Raw genomic sequence first — 24,960 nt, 5'->3', positions numbered from 1 at the left:
CCTCGACGGTATGAACAACCACGGCGCTCCTGCTCTCGGCTCGTCCCCGGCCACCGGCACCTCGTCGCGGGAACGGCTCCTCACCCCCGCCTTCCTGCGCCTCACCGCGGCGGACCTCGCCTGGTTCGTCGCGGCGGGCGTCACGATCCACGTGCTTCCCCTGCACGTCACCGGGCCCGCGCGGGGCGGTGTCGCGGACGCGGGGATGGCCTTCGGCGCCTTCGCCGTGACGGCTCTCGTGCTGCGGCCCGTAGCCGGCCGGCTCGGCGACACGTGGGGCCGACGCCCGCTCCTCGTCGGTGGGGCGCTACTGGGCGTCCCGTTGCTGGTCGTCATGGCACACCTCTCCGCGCTCGTCCCGATCGTGCTGGTCCGTCTCGCCGCGGGCGCCGCGGAGGCCGCGTTCTTCGTGGCGTCGTTCGCGATGCTCGTCGACCTCGCCCCCCGGAGCAGGCGCGGGGAGGCTCTCAGCTACAACTCCCTCGGTCTCTACCTCGGCCTCGCGCTCGGGCCCCCGCTCGGCGAGGTGCTCGTCTCCGCCGGCGGCCTGGTCGCCGGATGGTACGGCGCCGCCGCCTCCTGCGCCGTCGCCGCCGTGCTGTCGGCCGGTCTGCCCGAGACGCTCGGGCCCGTCGCACCGGGCGAGCGTGCACCGCTCGTGCACCGTGCCGCGATCGCGCCGTCGCTCGGGTTCCTGACGTCGGTCGTCGCCATCGGGGGCTTCCTCGCCTTCGCACCGTTGCACGCGGTCGACGTCGGCATGGCATCCACGAGTGTGGTGGTCGCCGTCTACGGAGCCGTCGTCGTCGTCTGCCGTCTCGCGCTCGCCCGCGCGGTCGACCGGTTCCAGCCGCTCGCCCTCGGGACCTTCGCGCTCGTCGTGGTCGCGCTGGGCACGGCGCTCTGCGCGGCGTGGTCCTCCCCGGCAGGGCTCCTGCTCGGGACGGCGGTCCTCGGGGTCGGGGTCGCGCTGAGCACGCCCGCGTTCTTCGCCGCCGTCTTCGCGCGGGTGCCGGCCGCCGAGCGGGGGTCGGCGGCCGGCACGGCGACGGCGTGCATCGACCTCGGTCTCGCCGGGCCGCTCGCCCTCGGGCTCGTCGCCGAGAGCCTCGGCATCCCGTGGGCGTTCGCGGCGACGTGCGCGGTGGCGGTCGCCGGGGCGGCGTGGACGGCCCGGCTCGAGCAGCGGCGCCGGTTCGTGGCAGCATCGCAGGACGCCGCGTCGTGAGACCACCCCGCTCGACCTCGTCCCGAGCCGCGTCCGCGCGTACTCCATCGCCGTACGACGCCCCTACAGCGATCCGAGCCCGCCGCACTACGGCGTGGTCGGTGACACCTGACGGTCAACATCCCGGTCCGGGCGGGTCACGAAGGTCGCCAGCCCTCGTCCTCGCGGATGGCCCGCAGGATGCGCTGCGTGATCTCCCGCAGCTGACGGGTCTGCCGCTCGGTGAGGCGGTCGAGGACGAGCCGGTGGACGGTCTGCACATGGCCCGGGGTGGCGTCCTCGACCTTCGCCCTGCCGAGGTCGGTGAGGACGGCCAGGGTGTAGCGCCCGTCGGCGGGATCGGGCGTGCGTCTCAACCATCCCTGGGACTCCAGCCGGGTCGCCGCGCGTGACAGGCGGGAGAGGGTGCTGTTCGCATACCCCGCCAGGACGCTCATCCGGAGCGTGAGATCTGGCGCCTTGGCCAGCGCGTAGAGGACGCCGTACTCGAAGTGGGACAGCTGGGCGTCGCGCAGGAGCTGTGCGTCGAGAGCGGACGGCAGCCACTCCAGGACCGTCGCCACACCCGCCCAGGTCTCGAGGTCGTCGCCTGTGAGCTCGGCAGGAACGCCGGCAGGGGCGTCAGGGTCGTGCATGACGGCCAGCGTACGCGAGCGGAGGGGTCGACCACCCGGTCGATCACTTGCTCAGGAAAGTCATGCGGCCATACAGTTCGCTTGCTTGAGCAAGTGATCTTCCACGGCGCAGGGGGCGAGAGGAGAGCAGGATCGATGGATCTGGACCTGGTGGGAAAGAGGGCCTTCGTCAGCGGGTCGACGCAGGGCATCGGCTACGCGATCGCCGAGGCGTTGCTCGCAGAAGGGGCGACGGTCGTCGTCAACGGACGCAGCGAGGACCGGGTCGCTGCCGCGGTGAGGAAGCTGGAGGCCGCTGTCCCGGGTGCTGCGGTCTCCGGGATCCCGGCAGACTTCGAGGACGCCGAACAGGTCCGACGGCTGCTCGGGTCGCTCGGCGAGGTGGACATCCTCGTGAACAACGTGGGCGTCTTCGGCGTCGACGCCTTCGAGGAGATCTCGGACGACGACTGGCAGCGGTACTTCGACGTCAACGTCATGAGCGGCGTCCGCCTGTCTCGGCACGAGCTGCCGCACATGCTGGCCCGGGGCTGGGGTCGGATCATCTTCATCAGCAGCGAGTCCGGCGTGAACGTCCCCGCCGACATGACGCACTACGGCATGACCAAGGCCGGGATGATCGCCGTGGGCAACGGGCTGGCCAAGCTCACCCGAGGGACGGACGTCACCGTCAACACCATCCTCGGGGGACCGACGTACTCCGACGGCGTCGCCCAGGCGGTCGAGGAGATCTCCCAGGCCCGAGGGCAGTCGGTGGACAGCATGAAGAGCGCGATCGCGACGGCGAACCAGACGTCGCTGCTGCAACGCTTCATCGAGCCCGTCGAGATCGCTCGCCTCGCCACCTACCTGGCCAGCCCTGTCTCGTCCGCGACCAACGGCGCCGCACTGCGTGCCGACGGAGGAATCCTCACGACCACCCTGTGAGCCCATGGACGGCTCGACCTGCCCGCCCCAGAACGCGGGCAGGTGCGGGGTGACCGTCAGGCGCCGCGAAACCCTCCGTCCGGGCCGTCGTCTCTCGGCGGCCCACGGACGGGTTCAGGCGTTCCGGCGCGCCTCGACGAGATGGCGGGTCGAATGCGCGAGGAACGGGGTGGTCGTGGGCCCGCCGTCGCGTGCCCCGGCCCGCATCCGGGCGTCGAGCTCCTCGAGGACGTCGCCGTACCGGTCGACGGAGAAGTCCGGCACCCACCACACGCACTTGCGCAGGAGCCACACGACGGCGCCGACGTCGTAGAGCTCCATCCGGCACCTCGCCGTGCGCAGGTCGACGACGTCGAGGCCGGCCGCGCGAGCCTGCTCGGCCTCGACGTTCGGGTCGCGGCCCGTGCGGGCCTCGGGCTGCGGGCCGAGGAACTGCTCGATCAGCTCGAACGCGGAGGCCGGTCCGACGTGCTGCGCGAGGTACGCACCGCCCGGGCGCAGCACGCGGTGGATCTCCGACCACGCCGGGGCGACGGGATGGCGAGCCGTGACGAGGCTGAAGGACGCGTCGTCGACCGGGAGCGCGCCGTCGTCGGGCGTGACGACGCGGGCGCCCCAGGGTGCGAGGCGTTCGCGGGCGAGGGCGGCGTTCGGAACCCAGGTCTCCGTGGCGACCAGCGTGGCGGGTGTCGTCTCGCCGCGCGTGTCTGCGCCCGCCAGCGCCTCGGCCAGTACCTCGCCGCCCCCCGTGTCGAGGTCGAGCGCCGAGTCCGCCGCGGCGAGGCGATGGGACAGGAGGGAGACGAAGCGCCACGGCGGGCGTTCCTCGGTCGCACGGCCGTCGAGCCAGCCGAACCCCCAGCCGGTGACGTCCGCGTCCAGGGCCTCGCTGATCAGCGCGTCGTAGGGTCGCACCCGCCCATTCTCGCGCGGCCGGACCGGGCCGCGCGTCGTCGGGACGACGGCTCCGCGAGGCCCGACGGCGCGCCGCTGCGAGCGGAAAGCGCTTGCCGACGGAGTCCCCGACGTGGCAGGATCAGGCCCGTCGCACCGGCGGCACGCGAGTCGTGCACGCTGTAGGGGTGCGGACCGCACGCTCGAGGAGGAGAGGCGACGATGCCGACTGTCGCGCTGGTCACTGGTGGGAACCGCGGGATCGGGCTGGGTATCAGCCGACGTCTGCTCGCGGACGGGTTCGCGGTGTCGATCCTGGCGACGCGCGAGGAGCCCGCCGACGTGATCGCGGAGCTGCGCGAGCTCGCGGGGGACGACTCGCGCGTCCGGTACGTGCGGGGATCGGTCGCCGACCTGGACGACCACCGCCGGTACGTCGCGGACGCCGTCGACACGTGGGGCCGGCTCGACGTGCTGGTCAACAACGCGGGTGTCGCGCCGAGCGTGCGCGCAGACCTGCTGGACGCGACCGCCGAGTCGTTCGACCGGGTCCTCGGCATCAACCTGCGCGGGCCGTACTTCCTCACGCAGGAGTTCGCGCGCCGCGTGATCGAGCTGCGCGGACCGCTCGACGCGCTGCCGGAGCCGCCGGCCGGTCCGGTCGCGACGGTCGTCAACGTCTCGTCGATCTCGGCGACCACGGTCTCGACCAACCGGGGCGACTACTGCATCTCCAAGGCGGGCGTCGGCATGGCCACGCAGCTGTGGGCGGCACGCCTCGGCCCCGAGGGGGTCGTGGTGTACGAGGTGCGGCCGGGGGTCATCGCGACCGACATGACCGCGGGCGTCACCGCGAAGTACGACGGCCTCATCGAGCAGGGCCTCGCGCCGATCAACCGCTGGGGACGCCCGGCCGACGTCGCGGGCGCCGTCTCGATCCTGGCGTCCGGCCAGACCCCGTACTCGACCGGCGAGGTGTTCCACGTCGACGGCGGCATGCACATCCCGGTCCTGTGAGGAGAGAACCCATGAGCCACGAGCCAGAGACGCTCCGCATCGGCGGGCACGACGTGCCCGTCGTGACCGCCACGACCGTCGTCGTCGGCACCGGGTCGGCCGGGTACTGCGCGGCGGACCGGCTCGTCCAGTTCGGGCACGACGACGTCGTCATGGTTGCGGACAAGGTGCACGCCGGGGCGTCGCGCAACGCGGGCTCCGACAAGCAGACCTACTACAAGCTCACGCTCTCGGGCGGCGACGACGACTCGGTGCGCGAGATGGCGCAGACGCTCTACTCGGGCGGCGCGATGGACGGCGACAACGCGCTCGCGGAGGCCGCCCTGTCGGCGCGCGGCTTCCTCCACCTGGTCGACCTGGGCGTGCCGTTCCCGCAGAACCGGTTCGGCGAGTTCATCGGGTACAAGACGGACCACGACCCGCGGCGCCGCGCGACGTCGGTCGGCCCGTACACGAGCCGGACGATGGTCGAGAAGCTCGAGCGGAAGGTCCAGGCCGACGGTACCCGGGTGTTCGACGAGTGCCGCGTCGTCGACGTCGTCACCGCACCCGACCCGCACGGCGGGCCCGGAGCGCGCCGGGTCGCGGGCCTGCTCGTGCTGCGGACCGACGTGCCCCACGACGGCGCCGCGAGCCCGTGGCTGCTGTTCCGCTGCACCAACCTCGTCTACGCGACGGGCGGACCCGCGGGCATGTACGCGACGCGTGTGTTCCCCAACGGGCAGTGGGGTGCGTCCGGCGCGGCCTACCGCGCCGGCGTGCACGGCAAGAACCTCACCGAGTGGCAGTTCGGGCTCGCGTCGACCAAGCCCCGGTGGAACGTGTCGGGGACGTACATGCAGGTCGTGCCGCGGTTCGTCTCGACGGACGCCGACGGCGGCGACGAGCGCGAGTTCCTCACCGAGGCGATCACGGACTACGGGCGGCTCCTGACGCTCGTGTTCCTCAAGGGCTACCAGTGGCCGTTCGACATCCGCAAGGCCCGCGACGGGTCGAGCCTGATCGACCTGCTGGTGTACCGCGAGACGGTGCTGCGCGGGCGGCGCGTGTTCCTCGACTTCCGGCGCAACCCCGTGCGCGACGACTTCGACCCGACGGCGCTCGCCCCCGAGGCGTACCAGTACCTCGAGAAGGCGGGCGTGCTGTCCGGGACGCCGATCGAGCGGTTGCGGCGCATGAACGAGCCCGCGTACCAGTTCTACCTGGACAAGAACCCGTACGTGGACCTCGAGAAGGAGATGCTCGAGGTCGACGTGTGCGCGCAGCACAACAACGGCGGCCTCGTGGTCGACGCGTGGTGGCAGTCGAACGTCGCCGGGTTCTTCCCCGTCGGCGAGGCCGGCGGCGCCCACGGCGTGTACCGCCCGGGCGGCGCGGCGCTCAACAGCGGTCAGGTCGGCGCGACGCGCGCCGCGCAGTTCATCGCGGCGCGGCGCGACGAGAAGCCGTCCGACGAGGCCGCCTTCGCCGAGGTGGCGGCGCCGGTGCTCGCCGCCGCGCTGGACCTCACGGCCCGCGCGACGGGTCGCGTGGCCGCGGGCGTGCCGGACAACACGGGCGACCTGCTGCGCGACGTGCAGCGGCTCATGAGCGAGAAGGCCGGACCGGTGCGGTCGGAGGCGTCGATCCGCGAGGCGCTCGACCAGGTCCACGCGTGGCTGACCGGCTACGAGGACCTGGTCAGCGCCGACGCCGGGTCGCGGCGCGCCGTGAACCGGACGTTCCTCGTGCGCGACATCCTCACGAGCGCGTACGTCTACCTCTCGGCCATGGCCGACTACGTCGCCCACGGCGGGCGCTCGCGCGGGTCGGTCCTGTACACCGACGCCGACGGCGACCTGCCCCTCGTCGGGTACGGCGACGACGCGGAGCGCGAGCTCGACCTGCCCGAGCTCTACCGCTTCCGGCTCGACGGCGGCGCGCTCGACGAGGAGGTCCAGGAGACCGCGTGGGTCGCGCCCGGCGGGACCGCGCCGGCCGCCGCGGACGGCGGCCCGTGGACCCCGGTGGTCCCGCGCGACGCCGCCGACGCCGCGGGCGTCCCGGTGTTCCGCTGGCGTCCCCGGCGCCCGCTCCCGGCGGACGACGACTTCTTCGAGAACGTCTGGCGCGAGTTCCGCGAGCACGGCAACGTGCAGTAGCGGTCGCGGCGGTCCGGCGGGGGCGTCGCGGTGGGCCACGAGCGGGCACGACGTCGCGCTCAGGCCCGCCGGAGCTCCGCGCGCCAGGTCCCGGGTCGGCCGGGGGAGCCGGGACCCGCGAGTTCCTCGATCGACACGGCCGACAGCCCGTCCTGGCCGAACGCCTCGATCTCCGCGCGGGTCAGCGGCCAGGGCGGGCCGTCCTCGTCGGCCGTCCCGGTGGCGGCCTGGACCACCAGCAGCGTCCCGCCCGGCGCCACCAGGGAGCGGACGCCGGCCGTCATGTCGTCCCGCACGCTGCGGCTCACCGCCTGCACGGTGTAGATCTCGACGACCAGGTCGAACGCACCGGCCCACTCGTGCGGCAGGTCGAGCAGGTTTCCGACCACGTACGTGACCGGTGAACCCGCACGGCGCTCGCGGGCCGCGGCGATCGCGGCGGGGGAGACGTCGAACCCCGTCGTGTCGTAGCCGAGCCGGGCGAGGTGCTCGGCGTCGGCCCCGAGCCCGCACCCGACGACGACGGCCGTCCCGGTCGCGAGGCCGGGGGCAGGCGCACCGGTCCACGAGGCGAGCGCCGGGTGCGGGTCGTCCCGGTCCCACGGCGTCGTGACGTCGCCGGACCGGGCGGAGGACCAGAGCCGCTCGAACCAGCCGGTGGGGTCGGACGGGTCGGCGTGGCCGAGCCGGTCGGCCTCGGACTGCCAGGGACGCGGCGCGGTCATGGCGTCGACGGTAGTGAGCGAGCGTTCGCACCACAAGGCCGCCCGGCGGACCCGCGCGACCCTGGACTCCGGACGCTCCGCACGGTGCCGACGATCCACCGAACGGTGGATGCGCGGATCAACCCCGGCTCTGGCGCCACGGTCGATGTGCCGGGGTGCCGTGCCTCCGTAGCGTCGCGGCATGACCGCGTTGGACGTACGGAACCTGCACAAGCGCTACGGGGAGCACGTCGCCGTCGACGACGTCTCCTTCACCGTCGAGGAGGGGGAGATCTTCGGCATCATCGGGCCGAACGGCGCCGGGAAGACGACGACCGTCGAGAGCATCGCCGGCCTGCGGACGCCCGACTCGGGGTCGATCTCCGTGCTGGGGCTCGACCCGGTCACGGACCGGGCGGAGGTGCGCGAGCGGCTCGGCGTGCAGCTGCAGGAGAGCAGCTTCCCCGACGCGATCACGGTCGCCGAGGCGCTCGACCTCTACAGCTCGTTCTACCGGGACCCCGCCGACTGGCGCGAGCTCATGGAGCTCCTCGGACTCACCGCGAAGCGCCGCACGCGGTACAAGGCTCTCTCCGGCGGGCAGAAGCAGCGGCTCTCGATCGCGCTCGCCCTGGTCGGCAACCCGGAGGTCGCGATCCTCGACGAGCTCACGACGGGACTGGACCCGCAGGCGAGGCGGGACACCTGGAGCCTCGTCGAACGGGTGCGTGACACGGGCGTCACGATCCTCCTCGTCACGCACTTCATGGACGAGGCGGAGCGTCTCAGCGACCGGATCGCCGTGATCGACGGTGGCCGGGTCGCCGCGGTGGACACGCCGGCGGGGCTGATCGCGCGGTCGAGCGCGGTGCAGCAGATCCGGTTCCGCCCGAGCCGGCCGCTGGACGAGAGCGTCCTCACCGGGCTCCCCGAGGTGTCCGACGTCGAGATCGTCGAAGGGCGCTGGCTGGTCACCGGTACGGGACAGCTCCTGACCAGCGTCGCAGGGGCGCTCGCGAGGGCGCAGGTCGTCGCGGAGGACCTCCGCGTCGACCAGCGCACCCTCGACGACGCGTTCGTGGCCTTCACGGGACGCGCCCTGGAGTCCCCGGCATCCACCGAGAGGAAGGTCGACTGATGTCCGCCTCCACCACCTACGGTCTCGGATCGCGTCCTCGCCTGAAGATGGTCGCGGTCGAGACGAAGCTCTTCCTCCGAGACTCCGCCACGGTCCTCTTCGGCGTGCTGTTCCCGGCGGGGCTCCTGCTCGGGCTGGGTGCCGTCCCGGCGCTCAGGGAGCCGACGCCGGAGACCGGCGGGCTCCGGGCGATCGACGTCTGGGCGCCGACCGCGCTGGTGTTCGGGATGGTGATGATCGCCGTGCAGCACGTCCCGGCGGTGATCGCGACGTACCGCGAGCGCGCCGTCCTGCGCAGGCTGTCGACCACTCCTGCGTCTCCGCGGAGCGTCCTGCTCGCGCAGATGGTCGTCGCGTTCGCCTCGGTGGTCGTCTCCGCGACGCTCCTGATCCTCGTCGCGTGGGCCGTGCTGGACATCGCGCCGCCCGAGCGGCCCCTCGAGTTCGTCGTCGCCTTCGTCGTCGGCTACGCCGCGCTGCTCGGAATCGGCATGATCTCCGCGGCCGTGGTCCGCACGAGCAGCGCCGCGAACCAGGTCGGCACCGTCCTGTTCGTCGCGCTGATGTTCTTCGGCGGGGCCTTCCTGCCCCGTGTCCTCATGCCGGACGCGCTGCGCGCGGTCGGCGAGCTCGTACCGCCCGGGCTGCAGGCGCTCACCACGGCGTGGTCCGCCGAGGCGGGCGAGGTCACCGCCACCGCCGGTGGGCAGCCGTTCTGGCTGCAGATCGCCATAATGGCGGGGATCGCCGTGAGCGCGAGCGCGATCGCCGCGAAGCTCTTCCGCTGGGAGTAGGTGTCGATGATGCGGGATGCCGGGGCCGACGAGCGCCCGGGCTCCGGGACGCTCGAGCCCGCCCTCGTGCACGAGGCGGAGACGGCTCACCGCTCCCGGTTGGCCTGGAGGCAGGAGCAGCTGCGCGTCTGGGATCTTCTGCAGCTGGTCACACCGTGGCTGCTGCTGACCGTCTCGACGGCGATCTACTTCGCACGGGTGCTCCCGGCGTCCGGTGCACCCTTCTGGCCGGAGGGGGCCACCGTCGCCGGGCTGGTCGCGGTCTCGGCGACGTGGGTGCTGTTCGGCCAGACGCTGCCTCTCAGGAGACGGGCGCTCCGGCCGGTGCAGGCGGGCGTCTACCTCGTCGGGCTGCTCGCACTGTGCGTCGCCCTCATGACGTACTCCGACGCGTTCCTCGTCTTCACCGTCGCGGGCTTCTTCCAGGCGTACCTGCTCAGGCCGTGGCCGGTGGGGGTGCTCGGGGTCCTGGTGACCTCCGTGGTCCTCAACGGCTCGGCGATGCGCGTCGGGGAGGACCCGAGCCCCGACGTGCTCGCGGAGTTCCTCCTGATCGTCGCCGTGCAGACCGCGGCGATCGGCGTGGGCATCCTGCTGACGGCGCGCAGCGAACCGGAGGAGCGCAGGCGCGAGCAGCTCGTCGAGCGGCTCGAGGCGGCTCTGCACGAGAACGCCGGGCTCCATGCGCAGCTGGTCGCCCAGGCCCGGGAGTCGGGGGCGCAGGACGAGCGGCAGCGGCTGGCCGGCGAGATCCACGACACCCTGGCCCAGGGTCTTGCGGGCATCATCACGCAGCTCCAGGCCGCGGAGCGTTCCGCGAGCGTGCAGGGGGAGACGGAGGAGCACGTCGCGCGTGCGCTGCGCCTCGCGCGCAGCAGCCTGACCGAGGCGCGACGGTCCGTGCAGGCCCTCGCTCCCCAGGAGCTCGGGAGAGCGCATCTCCCGGACGCGCTCCGTACGCTGGCCGAGCGATGGTCGGAGGACCAGGGGATCGGCGCGCGGGTGGAGGTCACCGGCACCCGCGAGCCACTGAGCCCGGCGATCGAGGTGTCGCTGTTCCGCGTCGCGCAGGAGTCGCTGACCAACGTGGCGAAGCACGCCGAGGCCTCGCGCGTCGGTGTCACGCTGTCGTACACGGGCACGGAGGTGCTGCTGGACGTGCGCGACGACGGCCGCGGGTTCGCGAGCGGGGGCGGCACCGGCTTCGGCCTGACGAGCATGCGCCAGCGCATCAGAGGCGTCGGCGGCCACGTCGAGGTGCAGAGCGCACCGGGCGAAGGGACGTCCGTGAGCGCGCGCGTCCCGGCGATCGCCCCAGGGGGCACGAGAGCAGAGGAGATCGACCGATGATCCGACTCGTGATCGTCGACGACCACCCGGTCGTGAGGGGCGGCCTCCGCGACACCTTCGCGGACGCCGAGGACATCGTCGTGGTCGGCGAGGCGGGTGACGGCGCCGAGGGCGTCGACCGTGCGAAGGCGCTGGCGGCGGACGTCGTGCTCATGGACCTGCGGATGCCCGGCATGGACGGCGTCGCCGCGACCGCGGACCTGCGCGAGCAGGCGCCGGACGCCCGGGTGCTGATCCTGACCACGTTCGACAGCGAGAGCGACGTGCTGCCGGCGATCGAGGCGGGTGCGACCGGCTATCTCCTGAAGGATGCGCTGCCCGACGACCTGATGCGAGCAGTCCGTGCCGCCGCGCGCGGAGAGCCGGTGCTCGCGCCGTCGGTGACGCAGCACCTGATGGGGCAGGTGCGGAAGCCCGGCGCCGGCACCCTGACCGATCGGGAGAAGGAGGTGCTGCAGCTGGTCGCCAACGGCAGCTCGAACCGTGAGGCCGCCACGGCGCTGTTCATCGGCGAGGCGAGCATCAAGACCCATCTGCAGCACATCTACGACAAGCTCGGCGTGCGTGATCGAGCCTCGGCGGTGGGCGAGGGCTACCGCCGTCGTCTGCTCCGGTGACGCCTGCGCGAGCGCGCACCGGGAGACCGTGAAAGAGGCCACGGAGCGACACCGGGAGGCACTACCCTTCGAAGCGCGCCGCACGGCGCACTCTGCCGTGCCAGCCGCAGAACCCACCGGGACGAAGGAACGAAGCCGTGAGCCAGCCCCCGTACCAGCCGTACCAGGGCGGCGACGCCCCTCAGCCTCCGCAGGGCTCCTCGCCGCACGGTCAGGAGCAGCCCGCCTACGGCCAGCCCGCGCAGCCCGCCTACGGCCAGCCCGCGCAGCCCGCCTACGGCCAGCCGGTCCAGCCTGGCTACGGGCAGGCAGCGCAGCCGGCCTACGGGCAGATGGCGCCCCAGGCACCTCCCGTGGCTCCGGCCCCTGCGCCCGGTCAGCCGTACGGTGCCTACCCCGCGCAGGGCCAGCCGTACGGGTCGCCCTACGGCGGTCCCGGCGGCTACGCCCCCTACACCGCCCCCGCCGGCCCTCAGCCCCTGACCTGGCGCACGATCCTCGCGTACGTCTTCAGCCCGATCGCGGTGATCTTCCTGCCCATCGTGTTCGGGGTGCTCGCGATCGTGTTCTCCGCGCTCGCGGTCAAGCGGAACGAGAAGACGGCGAAGATCGCCCTCGGCGTGGCGATCGGCTGCACGGCGCTCGGCTTCATCCTCGGCGCGGTCACGGCCGTGCAGACGATGCAGCAGCTGGGCTGACCCGCGCGGCGGGCAGGTCGTCGGGTGCGCGGCACGGTCGGGTGGGTCGCCTACCGCCCGACCATGCGCATCCCGGCGTCGTCGTAGCGGTCGCCCTGCACGCCCACCTCGCGGGCCAGCGCGTCGAGCGACGCGAGCTCGTCCGCGGTCAGCGGCACGGTCGTTGCGGCGGCGTTCTCCGCGACCCGCTCGAGGCGGCGCGTGCCGGGGATGGGGACGATCCACGGCTGCTGGGCGAGGAGCCAGGCGAGCGCGACCTGCCCGGGCGTGGCGCCCTTCGCCTCGGCGAGGGTGCGCACCTCGTCGACCACGCGCTGGTTCGCGGCCCGGTTGTCCTCGGTGAAGCGGGGGATCGTGCGGCGGATGTCGCCCTCGGCGAACGTCGTGGAGGGGGAGACCGTGCCGGTGAGGAAGCCCTTGCCGAGAGGGCTGAACGGGACGAACCCGATGCCGAGCTCGGCGAGCGTCGGCAGGACCTCGGTCTCGGGGTCGCGGGTCCACAGCGAGTACTCGCTCTGCACGGCGGTCACGGGGAAGACGGCGTGCGCCCGCCGGATGGTCGAGGCACCGGCCTCGGAAAGGCCGAAGTGGGCGACCTTGCCCTCCTGGACGAGCTCGCCGACGACCCCCGCCACGTCCTCGATCGGGACGGCGGGGTCGACGCGGTGCTGGTAGAACAGGTCGATCCGGTCGGTGCGCAGGCGCTGCAGGGACGCCTCGGCCACCCGGCGGATCTGCTCGGGGCGGCTGTCCAGCCCGGCCATCGCGCCGTCCTGGATGTTCCAGCCGAACTTGGTGGCGACGACGACCTGGTCGCGCAGCGGGGCGAGCGCCTCGCCGACGAGCTCTTCGTTGACGTACGGGCCGTAGACCTCGGCGGTGTCGAAGAACGTGACACCGCGGTCGACGGCGCCGCGCAGGACGGCGATCATGTCCTCGCGCGTCCCGGGGTTGGGGCCGTAGGACATGGACATGCCCATGGCGCCGAGTCCGATCGCCGAGACCTGCAGTCCCTGGCCGAGCGTGCGGGTGTGCATCGTGGGTCTCTCCTCGGGTCGTGCCGGATTCGTGGTGGGGGAAGGCGCCCGTCCCGGGTCACCAGTCGTGCACGGTCCCGTCGGCGAGGCGGTTGACGGGCAGGTACGCCGGCGCGTAGGGGTGCGCGGCGGCCAGCTCCTCGTCGAGCTCGACGCCGATGCCCGGGGCCTCGCCCGGGTGGAGGTGGCCGTCGTCGAACGTGAACGCGTGCCGGAAGACCTCGTGCGTCCGGTCCGTGTACCCGGAGTACTCCTGGATGCCGAAGTTGTGGATCGCGAGGTCGAGGTGGATCGCGGCGGCCATGCCGACGGGCGAGATGTCCTCCGGGCCGTGGATCGCGCTCTTGATCTGGTGCAGCGCGGCGTAGTCGAAGAGCTTGCGCAGCGGCGTGACGCCGCCGAAGTGGGTCACGGCCGACCGGACGTAGTCGACGAGCTGCTCGTCGACGAGCGTCTGGTAGTCGTGCACGGTGTTGAAGACCTCGCCGATGGCGAGGGGCGTCGTCGTGTGCCGGCGGACGAGCCGCAGGCCCTGCTGGTTCTCCGCGGGGGTGCAGTCCTCGAGCCAGAAGAGGTCGTACTGCTCGATCTCCTTGCCGAGGCGCGCGGCCTGCTGCGGCGTGAGCCGGTGGTGCGCGTCGTGGAGCAGCGGCAGCTCGGGGCCGAACTCGTTCCGCACGGCCTCCAGGACGCGCGGCAGGTGCCGCAGGTAGCCCGCCGTGTCCCAGTCCTCGACGACGGGGCGCACCCGCTGGTCGAGCCGGGCGCCGTCGGCCTCCGCGGCGATCGCCGCGCCGTCGTGCACGCCGTAGACGACCTTCAGGCCGGGGACGCCGGTCTGCACGCGCACGGCCTGGTAGCCCTCGGCGAGCCGTGCGCGGACCGAGTCGAGGAGCTCGGGGACGTCGCGCCCGTTGGCGTGGCCGTAGGTGCGGACCCGCTCGCGCGACGCGCCGCCGAGCAGCTGGTACAGCGGGAGCCCGGCGACCTTGGCCTTGATGTCCCACAGCGCGACGTCGACGGCGGCGATCGCGGCCATCGTCACCGGGCCGCGGCGCCAGTAGGCCCCGCGGTAGAGCGACTGCCAGGTGTCCTCGATGCGGTGCGGGTCGAGCCCGACGAGGAGCGCGGCCACGTGGTCGCGCAGGTAGGAGACGACGGCGAGCTCGCGGCCGTTGAGCGTCGCGTCGCCCAGACCGGTGATGCCCTCGTCCGTCGTGAGCTTCAGGGTGACGAAGTTCCGACCGGGGCTGGTGACGACGACCTGCGCGTCGACGATCCTCATGGCTGCTCGATTCTGGGGAGGTACAGGACGTGCGGGTGCCGGGCGGCGCGCGTCCGGTGCGACCGGTTCGCCGGCACGGCCAGGACGACCGTAGCAACGGGGCGGACGACGCCCCGCGCGTTCCTGTCGCCGTCGGTCCCCGTGCGATGCTCCTGTCACCCCGCCACCGTCCCCACCGGAGGAGTCCCGCGTGACCGCCGACCTGCCGTACGCCGAGCTGCACCTGCACGTCGAGGGCACGCTGGAGCCCGAGCTCGTCATGGCCCTGGCGCGGCGCAACGGCGTCGCCCTGCCCTACCGGGACACCGACGAGCTGCGCCGCGCGTACGCGTTCGGCGACCTCCAGTCGTTCCTCGACCTGTACTACGCGACCATGTCGGTGCTGCGCGAGCCGCAGGACTTCGCCGACATGACGCGCGCCTACCTCGAGCGGGCGGCCCGGGCCGGCGTCCGGCACGCCGAGATCATGTTCGACCCGCAGGCCCACGTGTCCCGCGGTGTGCCGCTCGAGACGGTCGTGGACGGCATCTGGTCGGTCCTCGCGACCAGCGAGCGCGACCACGGGGTGACGACCCTCCTCGTCGCGGCCTTCCTGCGGGACCGGGACGAGGACGAGGCGCTCGACGTGCTCGACCGGCTGCTCGCGGCCGGTGCGCCGATCGTCGGGATCGGTCTCGACTCGGCGGAGGTGGGGCACCCGCCGTCGAAGTTCGCCCGGCTGTTCGAGCGCGCCCGGTCCGCAGGGCTGCGACGCATCGCGCACGCGGGGGAGGAGGGGCCGCCCGAGTACGTCGCGGAGGCGCTCGACGTGCTGGGTGCGGAACGGATCGACCACGGGATCCGGTGCCTCGAGGACGACGCGCTCGTGGCGCGCCTCGTCGCCGAGCAGACGCCGCTGACCGTCTGTCCGCTGTCGAACGTCGCGCTGCGTGCGGTCCCGTCCCTGGAGGAGCACCCGGTCCTCGTGATGCTCGAGCGGGGGCTCAACGTGTCCGTGCACTCCGACGACCCCGCGTACTTCGGCGGCTACCTCGACGACACGCTCCACGCGCTGGAGGGCGCGCTCGGGTTGACGTCGGAGCAGCGCGTGGCGCTCGCGGAGAACTCCGTCCGGTCGTCGTTCCTGCCGCCGGAGCGGCGCGACGCCCTGCTCGCCGAGATCCGCGCCGCGTCGCGCTGAACGGCCCGGCCCGCCCTCCGTGGCCGTGGTGGTCAGGAGGACGGGCTCCGGGTGTCAGCGTCGCCGCGCGGTCGGCGTGAGCTCGTGGGCGCCGTAGCTGTTGTCGTCCGGGTTGACGGTGACGCCGGGGGCGACGAGCTCGTCGATCCGGTCGAGGACGTCGTCGCCGAGCGTGATGTCGAGGGCCGGCAGGTACGACTCGAGCTGCTCCATCGTGCGCGGACCGACGATCGCGGAGGTGACGCCCGGGTGTCGGACCACGAACGCGATCGCCAGCTCGACGAGCGTCATGCCCGCCTGCTCCGCGAGCTGGGCGAGCTCCTCGACGACGTCGAGCTTGCGCTGGTTCGCGGGGCTGCTCATGTCGAAGCGGGCGCTGGGCCGCGCGCTCGAGGTCGGGGCGGACGCGGAGTCCTTGCGCCACCGGCCCGACAGCCAGCCGCCGCTGAGAGGGCTGTACGTGAAGGTGCCCATGCCGTTCCGGAGGACGGTCGGCAGGACGTCCTCCTCGATGCCGCGCACGAGGATCGAGTACGGCGGCTGCTCGGTCACGAAGCGCTCGAGGTTCCGCTCCCTGGACGCCCACTGGGCCTCGACGATCTGCGACGCCGAGTACGACGACGACCCGATGTACCGGACCTTGCCCTGCCGCACGAGGTCGGTGAGCGCGCCGAGCGTCTCCTCCACGTCGGTGTCGGGCGACGGCCGGTGCACCTGGTAGAGGTCGAGGTGGTCGGTCCTGAGGCGCCGCAGCGAGTCCTCGACGGCCCGCATGATCCACCGGCGGGACCCGCCCCGGTGGTTCGGGTCGTCACCCATCGGCATGAAGAACTTCGTCGCGAGGAAGACGTCGTCCCGACGCCCGGAGATCGCCTCGCCGACGATCTCCTCGGAGACGCCGGCGGAGTACACGTCGGCGGTGTCGACGACGTTGATCCCGGCGTCGAGGGCACGGTGGACGATCCGGGTCGCGTCCTGCCGGTCGTCGTTGCCCCAGGGGCCGAGCATCATCGCGCCGAGGGTCAGCGGGCTGACCTGGACGCCGGTGCGTCCGAGCGGTCGGAGATCCATGCTCACGCCTCGGGGATCTCGCGGCCGAAGGCCTCGAGCGTGATGTCCTCGGGCTCGGGGCCGCCGCGCTGGCCGGTGTCGAGGGCGTCGACGGCGGCGATCTCGTCGTCGGTGAGCTCGAAGTCGAGGACGTCGAAGTTCTCCGCGATGCGGTGCGGGGTGACCGACTTGGGGATGGCGGAGCGGCCCTGCTGCAGGTGCCAGCGCAGCATCACCTGGGCTGGGCTCTTGCCGTGCGCCTCGCCGATGCCGACGATCGTCGGGTCCTGCAGCGTGCTGGTGTGCTCGCCGTCGCGGTAGAACGTGATGCCGCCGATCGGCGACCAGGCCTGGGTGAGGATGCCGTGGGCGGCGTCGGTCGCGAGCACGTCGGGCTGGCGGAAGTACGGGTGCACCTCGACCTGGTTGACGGCGGGCACGACGGACGTCTCGGCCAGGAGCCGGTCCAGGTGCTCGGGCATGAAGTTGCTGACGCCGATGGCGCGGACCTTGCCGTCGGCGAGCAGCGTCTCCAGGGCCTTGTAGGCCTCGATGGTGAGGTCGAAGCGGGAGGGCAGGGCCTGGTGGAGGATGAAGAGGTCGATCTGGTCGACGCCGAGCTTGCCGGCGCTCTTGTCGAACGCGTGCAGCGTGGTGTCGTAGCCGTAGTCGCTGATCCAGACCTTCGACTCGACGAACACGTCGGAGCGGTCCAGGCCGGAGCGGCGGATCGCCTCGCCGACGCCTGCCTCGTTGCCGTACGCGGCGGCGGTGTCGATGTGCCGGTAGCCGGTGGACAGCGCGGCCTCGACCGCGGTCACCGTCTCGTCGGGCGGCGTCTGGAAGACGCCGTAGCCCAGGGCGGGCATCTCGACGCCGTTGTTCAGGGTGAGCGTGGGTACCGGGTTCGTGGTCATGCTCTCGACGGTAGGCGCGCTCAGCTGAGCACGGGAGGTCCTGCTGGTACCCCGCTCCTCAGGACGGCGGTGCGAGGAGGACCGGACGGGCGGGGTACTGCCAGGGCCTCCCACGTCCCGCGCTGCGGTCCTACCGTCGGGGAGGTGGACATCACGCACGCGAACCTCGCCGAGGTCAGGACGATGGGCGGGCCCGCACCGAGCCGGCGGACGCTGCTGCGTGCCGCGCTCGCGGGTGCGGCGACGATCGCCGCCGGGTGCGCCGGAGACCCGCGACCCGGGCCGAGGACGACCGCGGTGCCCGGCGACCCGTCGCAGGACGGCACCCAGCAGTCGGAGGAGACCACGGAGATGACGGCAGACCCCACGGCGAGCGTGCTGCTCGTGTACTTCTCGCGTGCCGGGGAGAACTACCACGAGGGAGGCCGACGGGACCTCGAGGTCGGCAACACGGCGGTCCTGGCCGGGATGATCTCGGACCGGGTCGACTGCGACGTCTACGAGATCGAGGCGGCCGACCCCTACCCGGAGGCGTACGACCCGACGGTCGAGCGCAACGTCCGGGAGCAGGAGTCCGACGCCCGGCCGGCGATCGCGGGGGATCTCCCGGACGTCGCGGGGTACGACGTCGTGCTGCTCGGCAGCCCGGTGTGGAACGTCCGGGCGCCGATGATCATGTCCACGTTCGTCGAGGGCGTGGACCTGCGCGGCAAGAGCGTCCTGCCGTTCGTCACCTACGCCGTCTCCGGCATGGCCGGGATCGACGACGACTACCGCGACGCCCTGCCGGACTCCGACGTGGGCGCCGGCCTGGCGGTCCGCGGGGAGACCGTCGCGGACGCGGGTGCGGAGCTCGAGGACTGGCTCACCGCAGCCGGCCTCCTGGACGAGAGGGAAGCAGATGAGTGAGAACACCGGGAACCAGGGCCGCGTCGCGGTCATCACCGGCGCGTCGTCCGGGATCGGCGCGGCGACCGCTCGCGCGCTCGCGGCCGACGGCTACCGCGTCGCGCTGCTGGCGCGCCGGGCCGACCGCATCGACGCCCTCGCCGCGGAGATCGGCGGCGGCGCGATCGCGATCCCGGCCGACGTGACCGACCGGGACGCGCTCGTCGCGGCCGCGGCGCGCGTCCGGGAGGAGCTCGGCGGTGCCGACGTGCTCGTCAACAACGCCGGCGTGATGCTCCTGGGCCCGTTCTCGTCCGACCGGCGCGACGACTACCGCGCGATGGTCGAGGTGAACCTCCTCGGCGCCATCACCACCACGGAGGTGTTCCTCGACCAGCTGAAGGACGGCGGCGGCGACCTGATCAACATCTCGTCCGTGGCGGGGCGCACCGCTCGGGCGTCCAACGGCGTGTATGCCGCCACGAAGTGGGGCGTCAACGGCTGGTCGGAGTCGTTGCGCCAGGAGCTCCTTCCCGACGTACGCGTGACCCTGATCGAGCCGGGCGTGGTCGACACCGACCTGCCGAGCCACATCACCGACGAGGCGACGCGCGCAGCCGTGCAGAAGGGCTACGACGTCGCGACCGTCCAGCCCGAGGAGATCGCGGAGGTGGTCGCGTTCGTCCTCGCCCGCCCTCGTCACCTCGCGATCAACGAGATCCTCCTGCGTCCCGCGGACCAGCTCGGATAGCGACCTCTCGGTGCGGGAGCGGCGACGGGCCTCGCTTCCCGGGTAACACCAGTGCCTCCCACGCCGCGGCGCCCGGACGTACCGTCGAGGCATGGACCTGAAGGCCGAGACCCGCGAGTTCCTCGCGTCCCGCCGCGCACGCATCACGCCGGACCGCGCCGGTCTGCCCGCCTGGGGCGGCAACCGTCGCGTGCCCGGCCTGCGGCGCGAGGAGGTCGCGATGCTCGCCGGCGTGAGCGTGGACTACTACACGCGTCTGGAGCGCGGCAACCTCGCGGGCGCGTCCGAGGAGGTGCTCGAGGCGCTGTGCGAGGCCCTCCAGCTCGACGACGCCGAGCGCGTCCACCTCTTCGACCTCGCCCGGGCGGCGAACGCCTCGGGTGCGGCGCGGTCCCGCGCACGCCGCGCCCCGGCGCCCGTCCTGCGGCCCGCCGTCCAGAGGATCCTCGACGCGATGGAGGGTGCCCCCGCCTTCGTCCGCAACGGCCGCCTCGACGTGCTCGGGGCGAACCGGCTGGGCCGGGCGCTCTACGCGCCGCTGTACGACTCGCCGGAGCAGGTCGCGAACCAGCCGGTCAACAGCGCGAGGTTCCACTTCCTCGACCCGCGGGCGGCGCGCGAGTTCTGGGGCGAGCGCTCCGAGCGGATCGCGCACGACGCCGTCGCCATCCTGCGGGCCGAGGCCGGGAAGAACCCGTACGACAAGAAGCTCACGGCCCTGGTCGGCGAGCTGTCCACGCGCAGCGAGGACTTCCGGCGGATGTGGGCCTCGCACGACGTGCGGCTGCACCGCACGGGCACCAAGACGTTCCACCACCCCGTCGTCGGTGCGCTCGAGCTCGACTACGAGGCGCTCGTGCTGCCGGCCGACACGGGTCTCCAGCTCAACGTCTACACCGCGGTGCCGGGATCGCCGTCGGACGACGGCCTCAAGCTGCTCGCGTCCTGGGCCGCGACCGCGCTGACCACGACCGCGGAGGGCGCAACCCGCTGAGCGACGCCCAGCTCCGGCGACTCGGCAGGCCTGGCAGGAAATGGACGATGTGTGTCAGTCCGGACACTGGGCTCGGACGACCTCGCACGGCATGATCACCGTCATGGGCGATGAGCGCGCACGTGAAGACAGCAGCCAGGGTCCGGTCGTGGCCGTGCTCGGCGCCACCGGGCACACGGGACGGTTCGTGGTCGCCGAGCTGCGCGAGCGCGGGTACCGGCCGCTCCTCCTCGGTCGCAGCGGGGACCGGCTGGCGGCGATGGTGCAGGACCGGCCCGACCTCGAGGCGCGACAGGCGTCGGTGGACGACCCGGGTTCCCTCGACCGCGCCCTCGCCGGCGCGGCCGCCGTGATCAACTGTGCCGGGCCGTTCGCCACGACCGCGGCGCCGCTGATCGAGGCCGCGCTGCGCGCGGTGATCCCGTACGTCGACGTGGCGGCGGAGATCGAGGCGAACGTCGACACGTTCGCCCGCTTCGGGGACCGGGCGCGCGCCGCAGGTGCGCTCGTGGTCCCTGCGATGGCGTTCTTCGGCGGCCTCGGCGACCTCCTCGTCACGACGGCCAAGGGTGATTGGGAGGCCGCGGACGAGGTGCACGTCGCGTACGGGCTCAGCAGCTGGCACCCCACCGCGGGCACGCTCGACGCGGGTGCGGTCTCGGGCCGTCGGCGTGGTGGACGCCGCGTCCGCTTCGCGGGAGGGCGGCTGGAGTACCACGACGACCCGCTGCCGACGCTGAAGTGGGCCTTCCCCGCCCCGCTCGGCCCGCAGCCCGTGCTCGGCGAGTTCACCATGGCCGACGTCGTGACGGTGCCCAGTCACCTGGACGTCCCGGTGGTGCGCACCTCCATGACGGCCGTCGCGGCGGCAGACCTGTCGGCCCCCGACGCATCGGCCCCGGTCGCGGTCGACGCGCAGGGGCGCTCCGACCAGACGTTCGTCGTCGACGCCCGGGTGCGCAGCGGCAGGGTCGAGCGGCGCGCGGTGGTGAGCGGCCGGGACATCTACGCCGTCACCGCGCCGCTCGCGGTCGAGGCGGTCGAGCGCATCCTGACGGGCCGGACCAGGACGACGGGCGTCGCCTCCGCGGGCGCGGCCTTCGACGCACCGGACTTCCTCGCCGCGTTGTCGGACCACCTCGCGCTGCACGTCCCGCTCGACGCGCAGGTCTGACGGCGAGCGGGACGTGGCGCTCAGGCCGAGGCGACGTCCCGTCGTCGGAAGCCCGCGACGGCTGCGCCGAGCAGCAGGACCACGACGGCGGACAGCCCGAGCAGGTAGCCGACGTCGAGATCCTCGCTGAACGCCGTCGGGACCCAGTGGAACGGGGAGACCCAGAGCGCGGCGTCGGGCAGGTCCTCGATCAGCCCGCCGAACATCCCGATCACGAACGTGTAGGCGAGCAGCGCCCAGCCGGCCCCGGTCGCGCGCGGCACCCAGGCGTAGAGCGCCGCGGTGAGCGCGAGGTACACGAGCACGGCCGGGAGGTAGCCCACGAGCACGGTCGTGTAGGCGCCCAGGTCGGGGCCGCCGCCGTCGACCGCCACGCCGCCGAGCCACACCGCGTAGACGCTCACGGCGAGCAGGACGGCCGTGCCGACGCCCGCGACGAGGAGCTGCGCGCCGAGCCAGCGCGCGCGGGACACCGGCAGCGCGAGCACGACCTCGGCGCGCCCGGCCGACTCCTCCGCCTTCGGCCGCAGCCCCATGACGACGGCGTACGCGGCGCAGCACAGCGCCCCGTACAGCATCATCACGCCGAGGAACCCGAGGGTGAACTGGTCGGGGTCCGCGCCGAAGATCGCGGCGACGGTCGGGTTGTCCTGGGCGATCCCGCCGACCATCTCGTCGATGTCGGGAAGCATCGTGCCCGACGCGAACCACATCAGGCCGAGCCCGAGGCACGACCACAGCAGGGCGGAGCGCTGCTGGAGCCAGGCCAGCGACACGGGACCGCGCAGGGAGGCGCGCGCGGCCGCCCGCCCCCCGCGCGTCGCGAGCAGACCGGCGCCGAAGTCCCGGTGCGACGCGAGCACGGCCGCGAGCCACAGGAGGAGCGCGATCGCGACCACGCTCAGCAGCGCCGGCCACCAGCGCAGGTCGACGAACGCGCGCATCTGCTGCGCCCACGCGATCGGCGAGAACCACGACAGCGCGCTCCCGCCGAGCTCTCGCATGTCGCCCGCGGCGCGGACGACGAACGCGACCCCGAACACCGCGAGGCTCAGACCCGTCGCGGTGCGCCCGTGCTCGGTGACCTGGCACAGCACCAGGGCGACCGCGCCGAAGACCATCGCGCTGAGCGCCGACCCGAGGGTCATCGCGAACGAGTCGACGACGGCGAGCCCGCCCGTGCCGACCATCGTCAGAGCGGACAGGGTCGCGATGACGAGCTGGGCGGCCACGAGCGTGATCGTCGTCGCGACGGCGGGCGCGTGGCGGCCCACGGGAGCCGCACGGACGAGCTCCGCACGGTTCGACTCCTCCTCCGCGCGCGTGTGCCGCACGACGTGCAGGATGCTGAACAGCGCGAGCGCCAGCACGACCCACGTGATGCCCTCGTTCGCCATCGCGACACCGGTCGTGTAGTGGTCGACCCCGTAGCCCGGGCCGCCCATGACGATGCCGGCCGGCGTCTCCATGACCGTGGCGCGCGCCTGCTGGGCGGCGGGGTCGGCGAACAGCGTGTCGAGCGCGAACGTGAAGTAGGCGTAGAACAGCACGACGGACCCGGCCCACACCGCGAGGCGCACCCGGTCGCGCCGCAGGATCGACCGGACCAGGGTCCACGTGCCGGTGAGCGTCGTCCCGCCGGTGGAGCGGTCCACCGGACCCGCTGCCGCGGGTCGCGTCAGCGTCGTCGTCATCGCGCACCTGCCGTGCTGCGCGCGCCGTGGCGGCCGGGTGCGTCGCCGTCGGACGCGCTCTCGGGACCGTCGCCCGAGACGTCGTCGCCGTAGTGGCGCAGGAACAGCTCCTCGAGGGACGGCGGGGCCGCGGTGAGGCTGTGCACGCCGAGGGCGCTCAGGGCGGCCAGGACGCGACCCACCTGCGCATCGTCGACGTCGAACCCGACGCGCGTCCCCGCGTCGGTCCGCGTGGAGGCGAGGTCGTGGACGCCGTCCATCGCGGCGAGCGGTGCCGGGTCGCCGTCGACCACGGCGGTGACCGTGGACCGGGTCAGGTGCCGCAGCTCCGCGAGGGTGCCGGACTCGACCGCACGCCCGGCGCGGATGATCGTCACGGTGTCGCACACCTTCTCCACCTCGGAGAGGATGTGGCTCGACAGCAGCACCGACGTGCCGGCGGCCTTGGCCTCGCGCACGTGCTCCGTGAACACGGCCTCCATGAGCGGGTCGAGGCCCGAGGTCGGCTCGTCGAGGACGAGGAGGTCGACGTCCGACAGGAAGGCGGCGACGAGCGCGACCTTCTGCCGGTTGCCCTTGGAGTACGTGCGCGCCTTCTTCGTCGGGTCGAGCTCGAAGCGCTCGAGCAGCTCCCGGCGGCGGCGCGCGGTGCTCTCGCTGCGACCGCGGCCGCGCAGGCGCGTGAGGAGGTCGATCGCCTCGCCGCCCGTGAGGTTCGGCCACAGCGTGACGTCACCGGGGACGTACGCCAGCCGGCGGTGCAGCGCGACGGCGTCGCGCCACGGGTCGCCGCCGAGCAGGCGCACCGAGCCGGAGTCGGCGCGCAGGAGCCCGAGCAGGACGCGGATGGCGGTCGACTTCCCGGCCCCGTTGGGGCCGAGGAACCCGGCGACCTCGCCGGGCCGGACCGTGAGGTCGAGCCCGTCGAGGGCGGCGACGGTCCCGAAGGACTTGCGCAGGTCGTGGGTCTCGATGGCGGGGGCCTCGGAGGCCCGGGTGCTGGTGGTCATGGTTCCTCTTCTCGCGACGATGGGAGCACGTGGCGGACGGCGCGCGGTGCCGGCTCAGGCCGACGGCGCGCCCGGCTCGGCGGGCGGGTCGCCCACGTAGAGGAGGTACTCGTCGAGCATGCGGCGGGACGTGAGGAAGCCCTCGGTGTACAGCTCGAGGGCGGGGAGCGTGATCTCGTCGAAGATGCGGCGCATGGAGGCGCTCACGTCGCCGAGGTCCTCGGGCGGGTCGATCGTGATCGACAGGAGGATCGCGCCCAGGGCGGACAGCGTGAGGTAGCGCGCGCGGCGTCGTTCGTCGCGGCTCGCCACGGCGACACCGGCGGCCACCGCGGTGCCGACGTACTCCTCGGAGTCCTCGATCATGTGCGCGACGAACGCACGGGCGAGCGGGCCGCCGTCGAGCAGCGAGCGCAGCACGTACCCCATGGCCGTCGAGTAGCGGTCGGCCGTGGCGAAGTACTGGAGGAACGCGCCGGAGTCCGTCCGGACGATCGCCTCCGACTTCGCCGTGCGGATCTGCTCGAGGACGCGCTCGTCGCACGCCTCCCGCAGCCCGTCCTTGGACCCGAAGTGGTGGACGACGAGGGCCGCGCTCACCCCGGCGTCCGTCGCGACCGCACGCAGCGGGGCGCCGAACCCGTCGCGCGCGAACCGCTCGACCGCGGCGTCCCGGATCCGGGCGCGCGTGGTGAGGTCGGAGCTCGTCCCGCTCGGTCGGTCGTCCGTCGTTGAACGCATGTTCAGCATGCTAACCGCGTGTTCAGCACTGTGTCGAGAGGACGGTCGGGCGGCATCCCTGTGGACGAACGCCTCCCGGGGACGACGGGCCCCGTA

General features: G+C 73.1%; 24 protein-coding genes. 14 read left to right on the top strand and 10 right to left on the bottom strand.

The features are described from left to right. Positions 1-10 precede the first annotated feature (10 nt). A complete protein-coding gene (locus NFS20_RS16700) occupies positions 11-1,228 on the top strand; it encodes an MFS transporter (RefSeq protein ID WP_251152925.1) in 1,218 nt (405 codons plus the stop codon). Between the two features lie 137 nt (positions 1,229-1,365). Here the strand turns inward: NFS20_RS16700 and NFS20_RS16695 are convergent, their stop codons facing one another. Next, positions 1,366-1,863: a MarR family winged helix-turn-helix transcriptional regulator gene (locus NFS20_RS16695; RefSeq protein WP_251152924.1), complete on the bottom strand. Its 498-nt coding sequence runs from the start codon at positions 1,861-1,863 to the stop codon at positions 1,366-1,368. A 135-nt stretch (positions 1,864-1,998) separates the two neighbouring features. Here NFS20_RS16695 and NFS20_RS16690 point away from each other — a divergent pair, with 135 nt between their 5' ends. Further along, complete coding sequence (locus NFS20_RS16690) at positions 1,999-2,790, top strand: SDR family NAD(P)-dependent oxidoreductase (RefSeq protein WP_251152923.1); 792 nt, start codon at positions 1,999-2,001, stop codon at positions 2,788-2,790. 114 nt (positions 2,791-2,904) lie between these two features. Here the strand turns inward: NFS20_RS16690 and NFS20_RS16685 are convergent, their stop codons facing one another. Beyond that, on the bottom strand, positions 2,905-3,705 hold the full coding sequence (locus tag NFS20_RS16685) for a methyltransferase domain-containing protein (RefSeq protein WP_251152922.1): 801 nt from the start codon (positions 3,703-3,705) through the stop codon (positions 2,905-2,907). A gap of 201 nt (positions 3,706-3,906) precedes the next feature. Between NFS20_RS16685 and NFS20_RS16680 the strand changes: the two genes are divergently transcribed. Beyond that, positions 3,907-4,701 carry a 3-ketoacyl-ACP reductase gene (locus tag NFS20_RS16680; RefSeq protein ID WP_251152921.1) on the top strand — a complete coding sequence of 265 codons (795 nt, stop codon included), beginning with the start codon at positions 3,907-3,909 and terminating at the stop codon, positions 4,699-4,701. A gap of 11 nt (positions 4,702-4,712) precedes the next feature. Continuing rightward, positions 4,713-6,842, top strand: a complete 2,130-nt coding sequence (locus NFS20_RS16675; RefSeq protein WP_251152920.1) for an FAD-binding protein — start codon at positions 4,713-4,715, stop codon at positions 6,840-6,842. A gap of 59 nt (positions 6,843-6,901) precedes the next feature. Here the strand turns inward: NFS20_RS16675 and NFS20_RS16670 are convergent, their stop codons facing one another. Beyond that, entirely contained in the window at positions 6,902-7,567 is a 666-nt protein-coding gene (locus tag NFS20_RS16670) for a class I SAM-dependent methyltransferase (protein WP_251152919.1), read from the bottom strand. Positions 7,568-7,748: 181 nt separating this feature from the next. Between NFS20_RS16670 and NFS20_RS16665 the strand changes: the two genes are divergently transcribed. The 5 genes from NFS20_RS16665 (at position 7,749) to NFS20_RS16645 (ending at position 12,143) form a co-directional block, all read left to right on the top strand. After that, positions 7,749-8,684 (top strand): ABC transporter ATP-binding protein, encoded by a 936-nt coding sequence (locus NFS20_RS16665; RefSeq protein WP_251152918.1) that lies wholly within the window; start codon positions 7,749-7,751, stop codon positions 8,682-8,684. After that, complete coding sequence (locus tag NFS20_RS16660; RefSeq protein ID WP_251152917.1) at positions 8,684-9,478, top strand: ABC transporter permease; 795 nt, start codon at positions 8,684-8,686, stop codon at positions 9,476-9,478. Before NFS20_RS16665 ends, NFS20_RS16660 begins: the two co-directional genes overlap by 1 nt. A gap of 6 nt (positions 9,479-9,484) precedes the next feature. Next, positions 9,485-10,828, top strand: a complete 1,344-nt coding sequence (locus NFS20_RS16655) for a sensor histidine kinase (RefSeq protein ID WP_251152916.1) — start codon at positions 9,485-9,487, stop codon at positions 10,826-10,828. Next, positions 10,825-11,445 (top strand): response regulator, encoded by a 621-nt coding sequence (locus NFS20_RS16650; RefSeq protein ID WP_251152915.1) that lies wholly within the window; start codon positions 10,825-10,827, stop codon positions 11,443-11,445. The genes NFS20_RS16655 and NFS20_RS16650 overlap by 4 nt, the downstream gene beginning before the upstream one ends. A gap of 137 nt (positions 11,446-11,582) precedes the next feature. Next, complete coding sequence (locus NFS20_RS16645; RefSeq protein WP_251153057.1) at positions 11,583-12,143, top strand: hypothetical protein; 561 nt, start codon at positions 11,583-11,585, stop codon at positions 12,141-12,143. 50 nt (positions 12,144-12,193) lie between these two features. Here the strand turns inward: NFS20_RS16645 and NFS20_RS16640 are convergent, their stop codons facing one another. Both NFS20_RS16640 and manD read right to left on the bottom strand, forming a co-directional pair. Continuing rightward, positions 12,194-13,180: an aldo/keto reductase gene (locus tag NFS20_RS16640; protein ID WP_251152914.1), complete on the bottom strand. Its 987-nt coding sequence runs from the start codon at positions 13,178-13,180 to the stop codon at positions 12,194-12,196. 58 nt (positions 13,181-13,238) lie between these two features. Further along, the gene (gene manD, locus NFS20_RS16635; RefSeq protein WP_251152913.1) at positions 13,239-14,465 is read right to left on the bottom strand and encodes a D-mannonate dehydratase ManD; all 1,227 of its coding nucleotides are present in this window, start codon (positions 14,463-14,465) and stop codon (positions 13,239-13,241) included. Between the two features lie 190 nt (positions 14,466-14,655). Here manD and NFS20_RS16630 point away from each other — a divergent pair, with 190 nt between their 5' ends. After that, positions 14,656-15,645, top strand: a complete 990-nt coding sequence (locus NFS20_RS16630) for an adenosine deaminase (protein WP_251152912.1) — start codon at positions 14,656-14,658, stop codon at positions 15,643-15,645. 54 nt (positions 15,646-15,699) lie between these two features. On the opposite strand, the gene NFS20_RS16625 is transcribed toward NFS20_RS16630, so the two are convergent. After that, positions 15,700-16,716 (bottom strand): aldo/keto reductase, encoded by a 1,017-nt coding sequence (locus tag NFS20_RS16625; protein ID WP_251152911.1) that lies wholly within the window; start codon positions 16,714-16,716, stop codon positions 15,700-15,702. 2 nt (positions 16,717-16,718) lie between these two features. After that, complete coding sequence (locus NFS20_RS16620) at positions 16,719-17,612, bottom strand: aldo/keto reductase (protein WP_251152910.1); 894 nt, start codon at positions 17,610-17,612, stop codon at positions 16,719-16,721. A 144-nt stretch (positions 17,613-17,756) separates the two neighbouring features. On the opposite strand from NFS20_RS16620, the gene NFS20_RS16615 reads away from it, so the two are divergent. The 4 genes from NFS20_RS16615 to NFS20_RS16600 all read left to right on the top strand — a co-directional run bounded on the left by NFS20_RS16615 (position 17,757) and on the right by NFS20_RS16600 (position 21,419). After that, complete coding sequence (locus tag NFS20_RS16615; RefSeq protein ID WP_251152909.1) at positions 17,757-18,521, top strand: flavodoxin; 765 nt, start codon at positions 17,757-17,759, stop codon at positions 18,519-18,521. Then, positions 18,514-19,251 (top strand): SDR family oxidoreductase, encoded by a 738-nt coding sequence (locus NFS20_RS16610; RefSeq protein WP_251152908.1) that lies wholly within the window; start codon positions 18,514-18,516, stop codon positions 19,249-19,251. The genes NFS20_RS16615 and NFS20_RS16610 overlap by 8 nt, the downstream gene beginning before the upstream one ends. Before the next feature lie 91 nt (positions 19,252-19,342). Then, positions 19,343-20,245 (top strand): helix-turn-helix transcriptional regulator, encoded by a 903-nt coding sequence (locus tag NFS20_RS16605; protein WP_251152907.1) that lies wholly within the window; start codon positions 19,343-19,345, stop codon positions 20,243-20,245. A gap of 103 nt (positions 20,246-20,348) precedes the next feature. After that, a complete protein-coding gene (locus NFS20_RS16600; protein WP_251152906.1) occupies positions 20,349-21,419 on the top strand; it encodes a saccharopine dehydrogenase family protein in 1,071 nt (356 codons plus the stop codon). 20 nt (positions 21,420-21,439) lie between these two features. Here NFS20_RS16600 and NFS20_RS16595 read toward each other — a convergent pair whose 3' ends face one another. Genes NFS20_RS16595 through NFS20_RS16585 form a run of 3 tightly spaced genes read right to left on the bottom strand, consistent with a single transcriptional unit; the run spans position 21,440 to position 24,864 of the window. Further along, the gene (locus NFS20_RS16595; protein WP_251152905.1) at positions 21,440-23,113 is read right to left on the bottom strand and encodes an ABC transporter permease; all 1,674 of its coding nucleotides are present in this window, start codon (positions 23,111-23,113) and stop codon (positions 21,440-21,442) included. Further along, positions 23,110-24,123 (bottom strand): ABC transporter ATP-binding protein, encoded by a 1,014-nt coding sequence (locus tag NFS20_RS16590; RefSeq protein ID WP_251152904.1) that lies wholly within the window; start codon positions 24,121-24,123, stop codon positions 23,110-23,112. The genes NFS20_RS16595 and NFS20_RS16590 overlap by 4 nt, the downstream gene beginning before the upstream one ends. 54 nt (positions 24,124-24,177) lie before the next feature. Then, positions 24,178-24,864 (bottom strand): TetR/AcrR family transcriptional regulator, encoded by a 687-nt coding sequence (locus tag NFS20_RS16585; protein ID WP_251152903.1) that lies wholly within the window; start codon positions 24,862-24,864, stop codon positions 24,178-24,180. Positions 24,865-24,960: the final 96 nt, after the last annotated feature.

The organism is Cellulosimicrobium sp. Marseille-Q4280 (genome assembly GCF_943181405.1).
Lineage (GTDB): Bacteria > Actinomycetota > Actinomycetes > Actinomycetales > Cellulomonadaceae > Cellulosimicrobium.
The sequence above is the reverse complement of the archived record's forward strand: the minus strand, read 5'-3'. Positions and strand labels throughout refer to the sequence as shown.

Coding starts and splice junctions, on each gene's coding strand:
- manD (WP_251152913.1), bottom strand. CDS start 14,465: ATGAGGATCGTCGACGCGCAGGTCGTCGTCACCAGCCCCGGTCGGAAC.
- NFS20_RS16640 (WP_251152914.1), bottom strand. CDS start 13,180: ATGCACACCCGCACGCTCGGCCAGGGACTGCAGGTCTCGGCGATCGGA.
- NFS20_RS16700 (WP_251152925.1), top strand. CDS start 11: ATGAACAACCACGGCGCTCCTGCTCTCGGCTCGTCCCCGGCCACCGGC.
- NFS20_RS16590 (WP_251152904.1), bottom strand. CDS start 24,123: ATGACCACCAGCACCCGGGCCTCCGAGGCCCCCGCCATCGAGACCCAC.
- NFS20_RS16695 (WP_251152924.1), bottom strand. CDS start 1,863: ATGCACGACCCTGACGCCCCTGCCGGCGTTCCTGCCGAGCTCACAGGC.
- NFS20_RS16620 (WP_251152910.1), bottom strand. CDS start 17,612: ATGACCACGAACCCGGTACCCACGCTCACCCTGAACAACGGCGTCGAG.
- NFS20_RS16665 (WP_251152918.1), top strand. CDS start 7,749: ATGACCGCGTTGGACGTACGGAACCTGCACAAGCGCTACGGGGAGCAC.
- NFS20_RS16660 (WP_251152917.1), top strand. CDS start 8,684: ATGTCCGCCTCCACCACCTACGGTCTCGGATCGCGTCCTCGCCTGAAG.
- NFS20_RS16670 (WP_251152919.1), bottom strand. CDS start 7,567: ATGACCGCGCCGCGTCCCTGGCAGTCCGAGGCCGACCGGCTCGGCCAC.
- NFS20_RS16690 (WP_251152923.1), top strand. CDS start 1,999: ATGGATCTGGACCTGGTGGGAAAGAGGGCCTTCGTCAGCGGGTCGACG.
- NFS20_RS16610 (WP_251152908.1), top strand. CDS start 18,514: ATGAGTGAGAACACCGGGAACCAGGGCCGCGTCGCGGTCATCACCGGC.
- NFS20_RS16675 (WP_251152920.1), top strand. CDS start 4,713: ATGAGCCACGAGCCAGAGACGCTCCGCATCGGCGGGCACGACGTGCCC.
- NFS20_RS16680 (WP_251152921.1), top strand. CDS start 3,907: ATGCCGACTGTCGCGCTGGTCACTGGTGGGAACCGCGGGATCGGGCTG.
- NFS20_RS16605 (WP_251152907.1), top strand. CDS start 19,343: ATGGACCTGAAGGCCGAGACCCGCGAGTTCCTCGCGTCCCGCCGCGCA.
- NFS20_RS16600 (WP_251152906.1), top strand. CDS start 20,349: ATGGGCGATGAGCGCGCACGTGAAGACAGCAGCCAGGGTCCGGTCGTG.
- NFS20_RS16595 (WP_251152905.1), bottom strand. CDS start 23,113: ATGACGACGACGCTGACGCGACCCGCGGCAGCGGGTCCGGTGGACCGC.
- NFS20_RS16585 (WP_251152903.1), bottom strand. CDS start 24,864: ATGCGTTCAACGACGGACGACCGACCGAGCGGGACGAGCTCCGACCTC.
- NFS20_RS16625 (WP_251152911.1), bottom strand. CDS start 16,716: ATGGATCTCCGACCGCTCGGACGCACCGGCGTCCAGGTCAGCCCGCTG.
- NFS20_RS16655 (WP_251152916.1), top strand. CDS start 9,485: ATGATGCGGGATGCCGGGGCCGACGAGCGCCCGGGCTCCGGGACGCTC.
- NFS20_RS16650 (WP_251152915.1), top strand. CDS start 10,825: ATGATCCGACTCGTGATCGTCGACGACCACCCGGTCGTGAGGGGCGGC.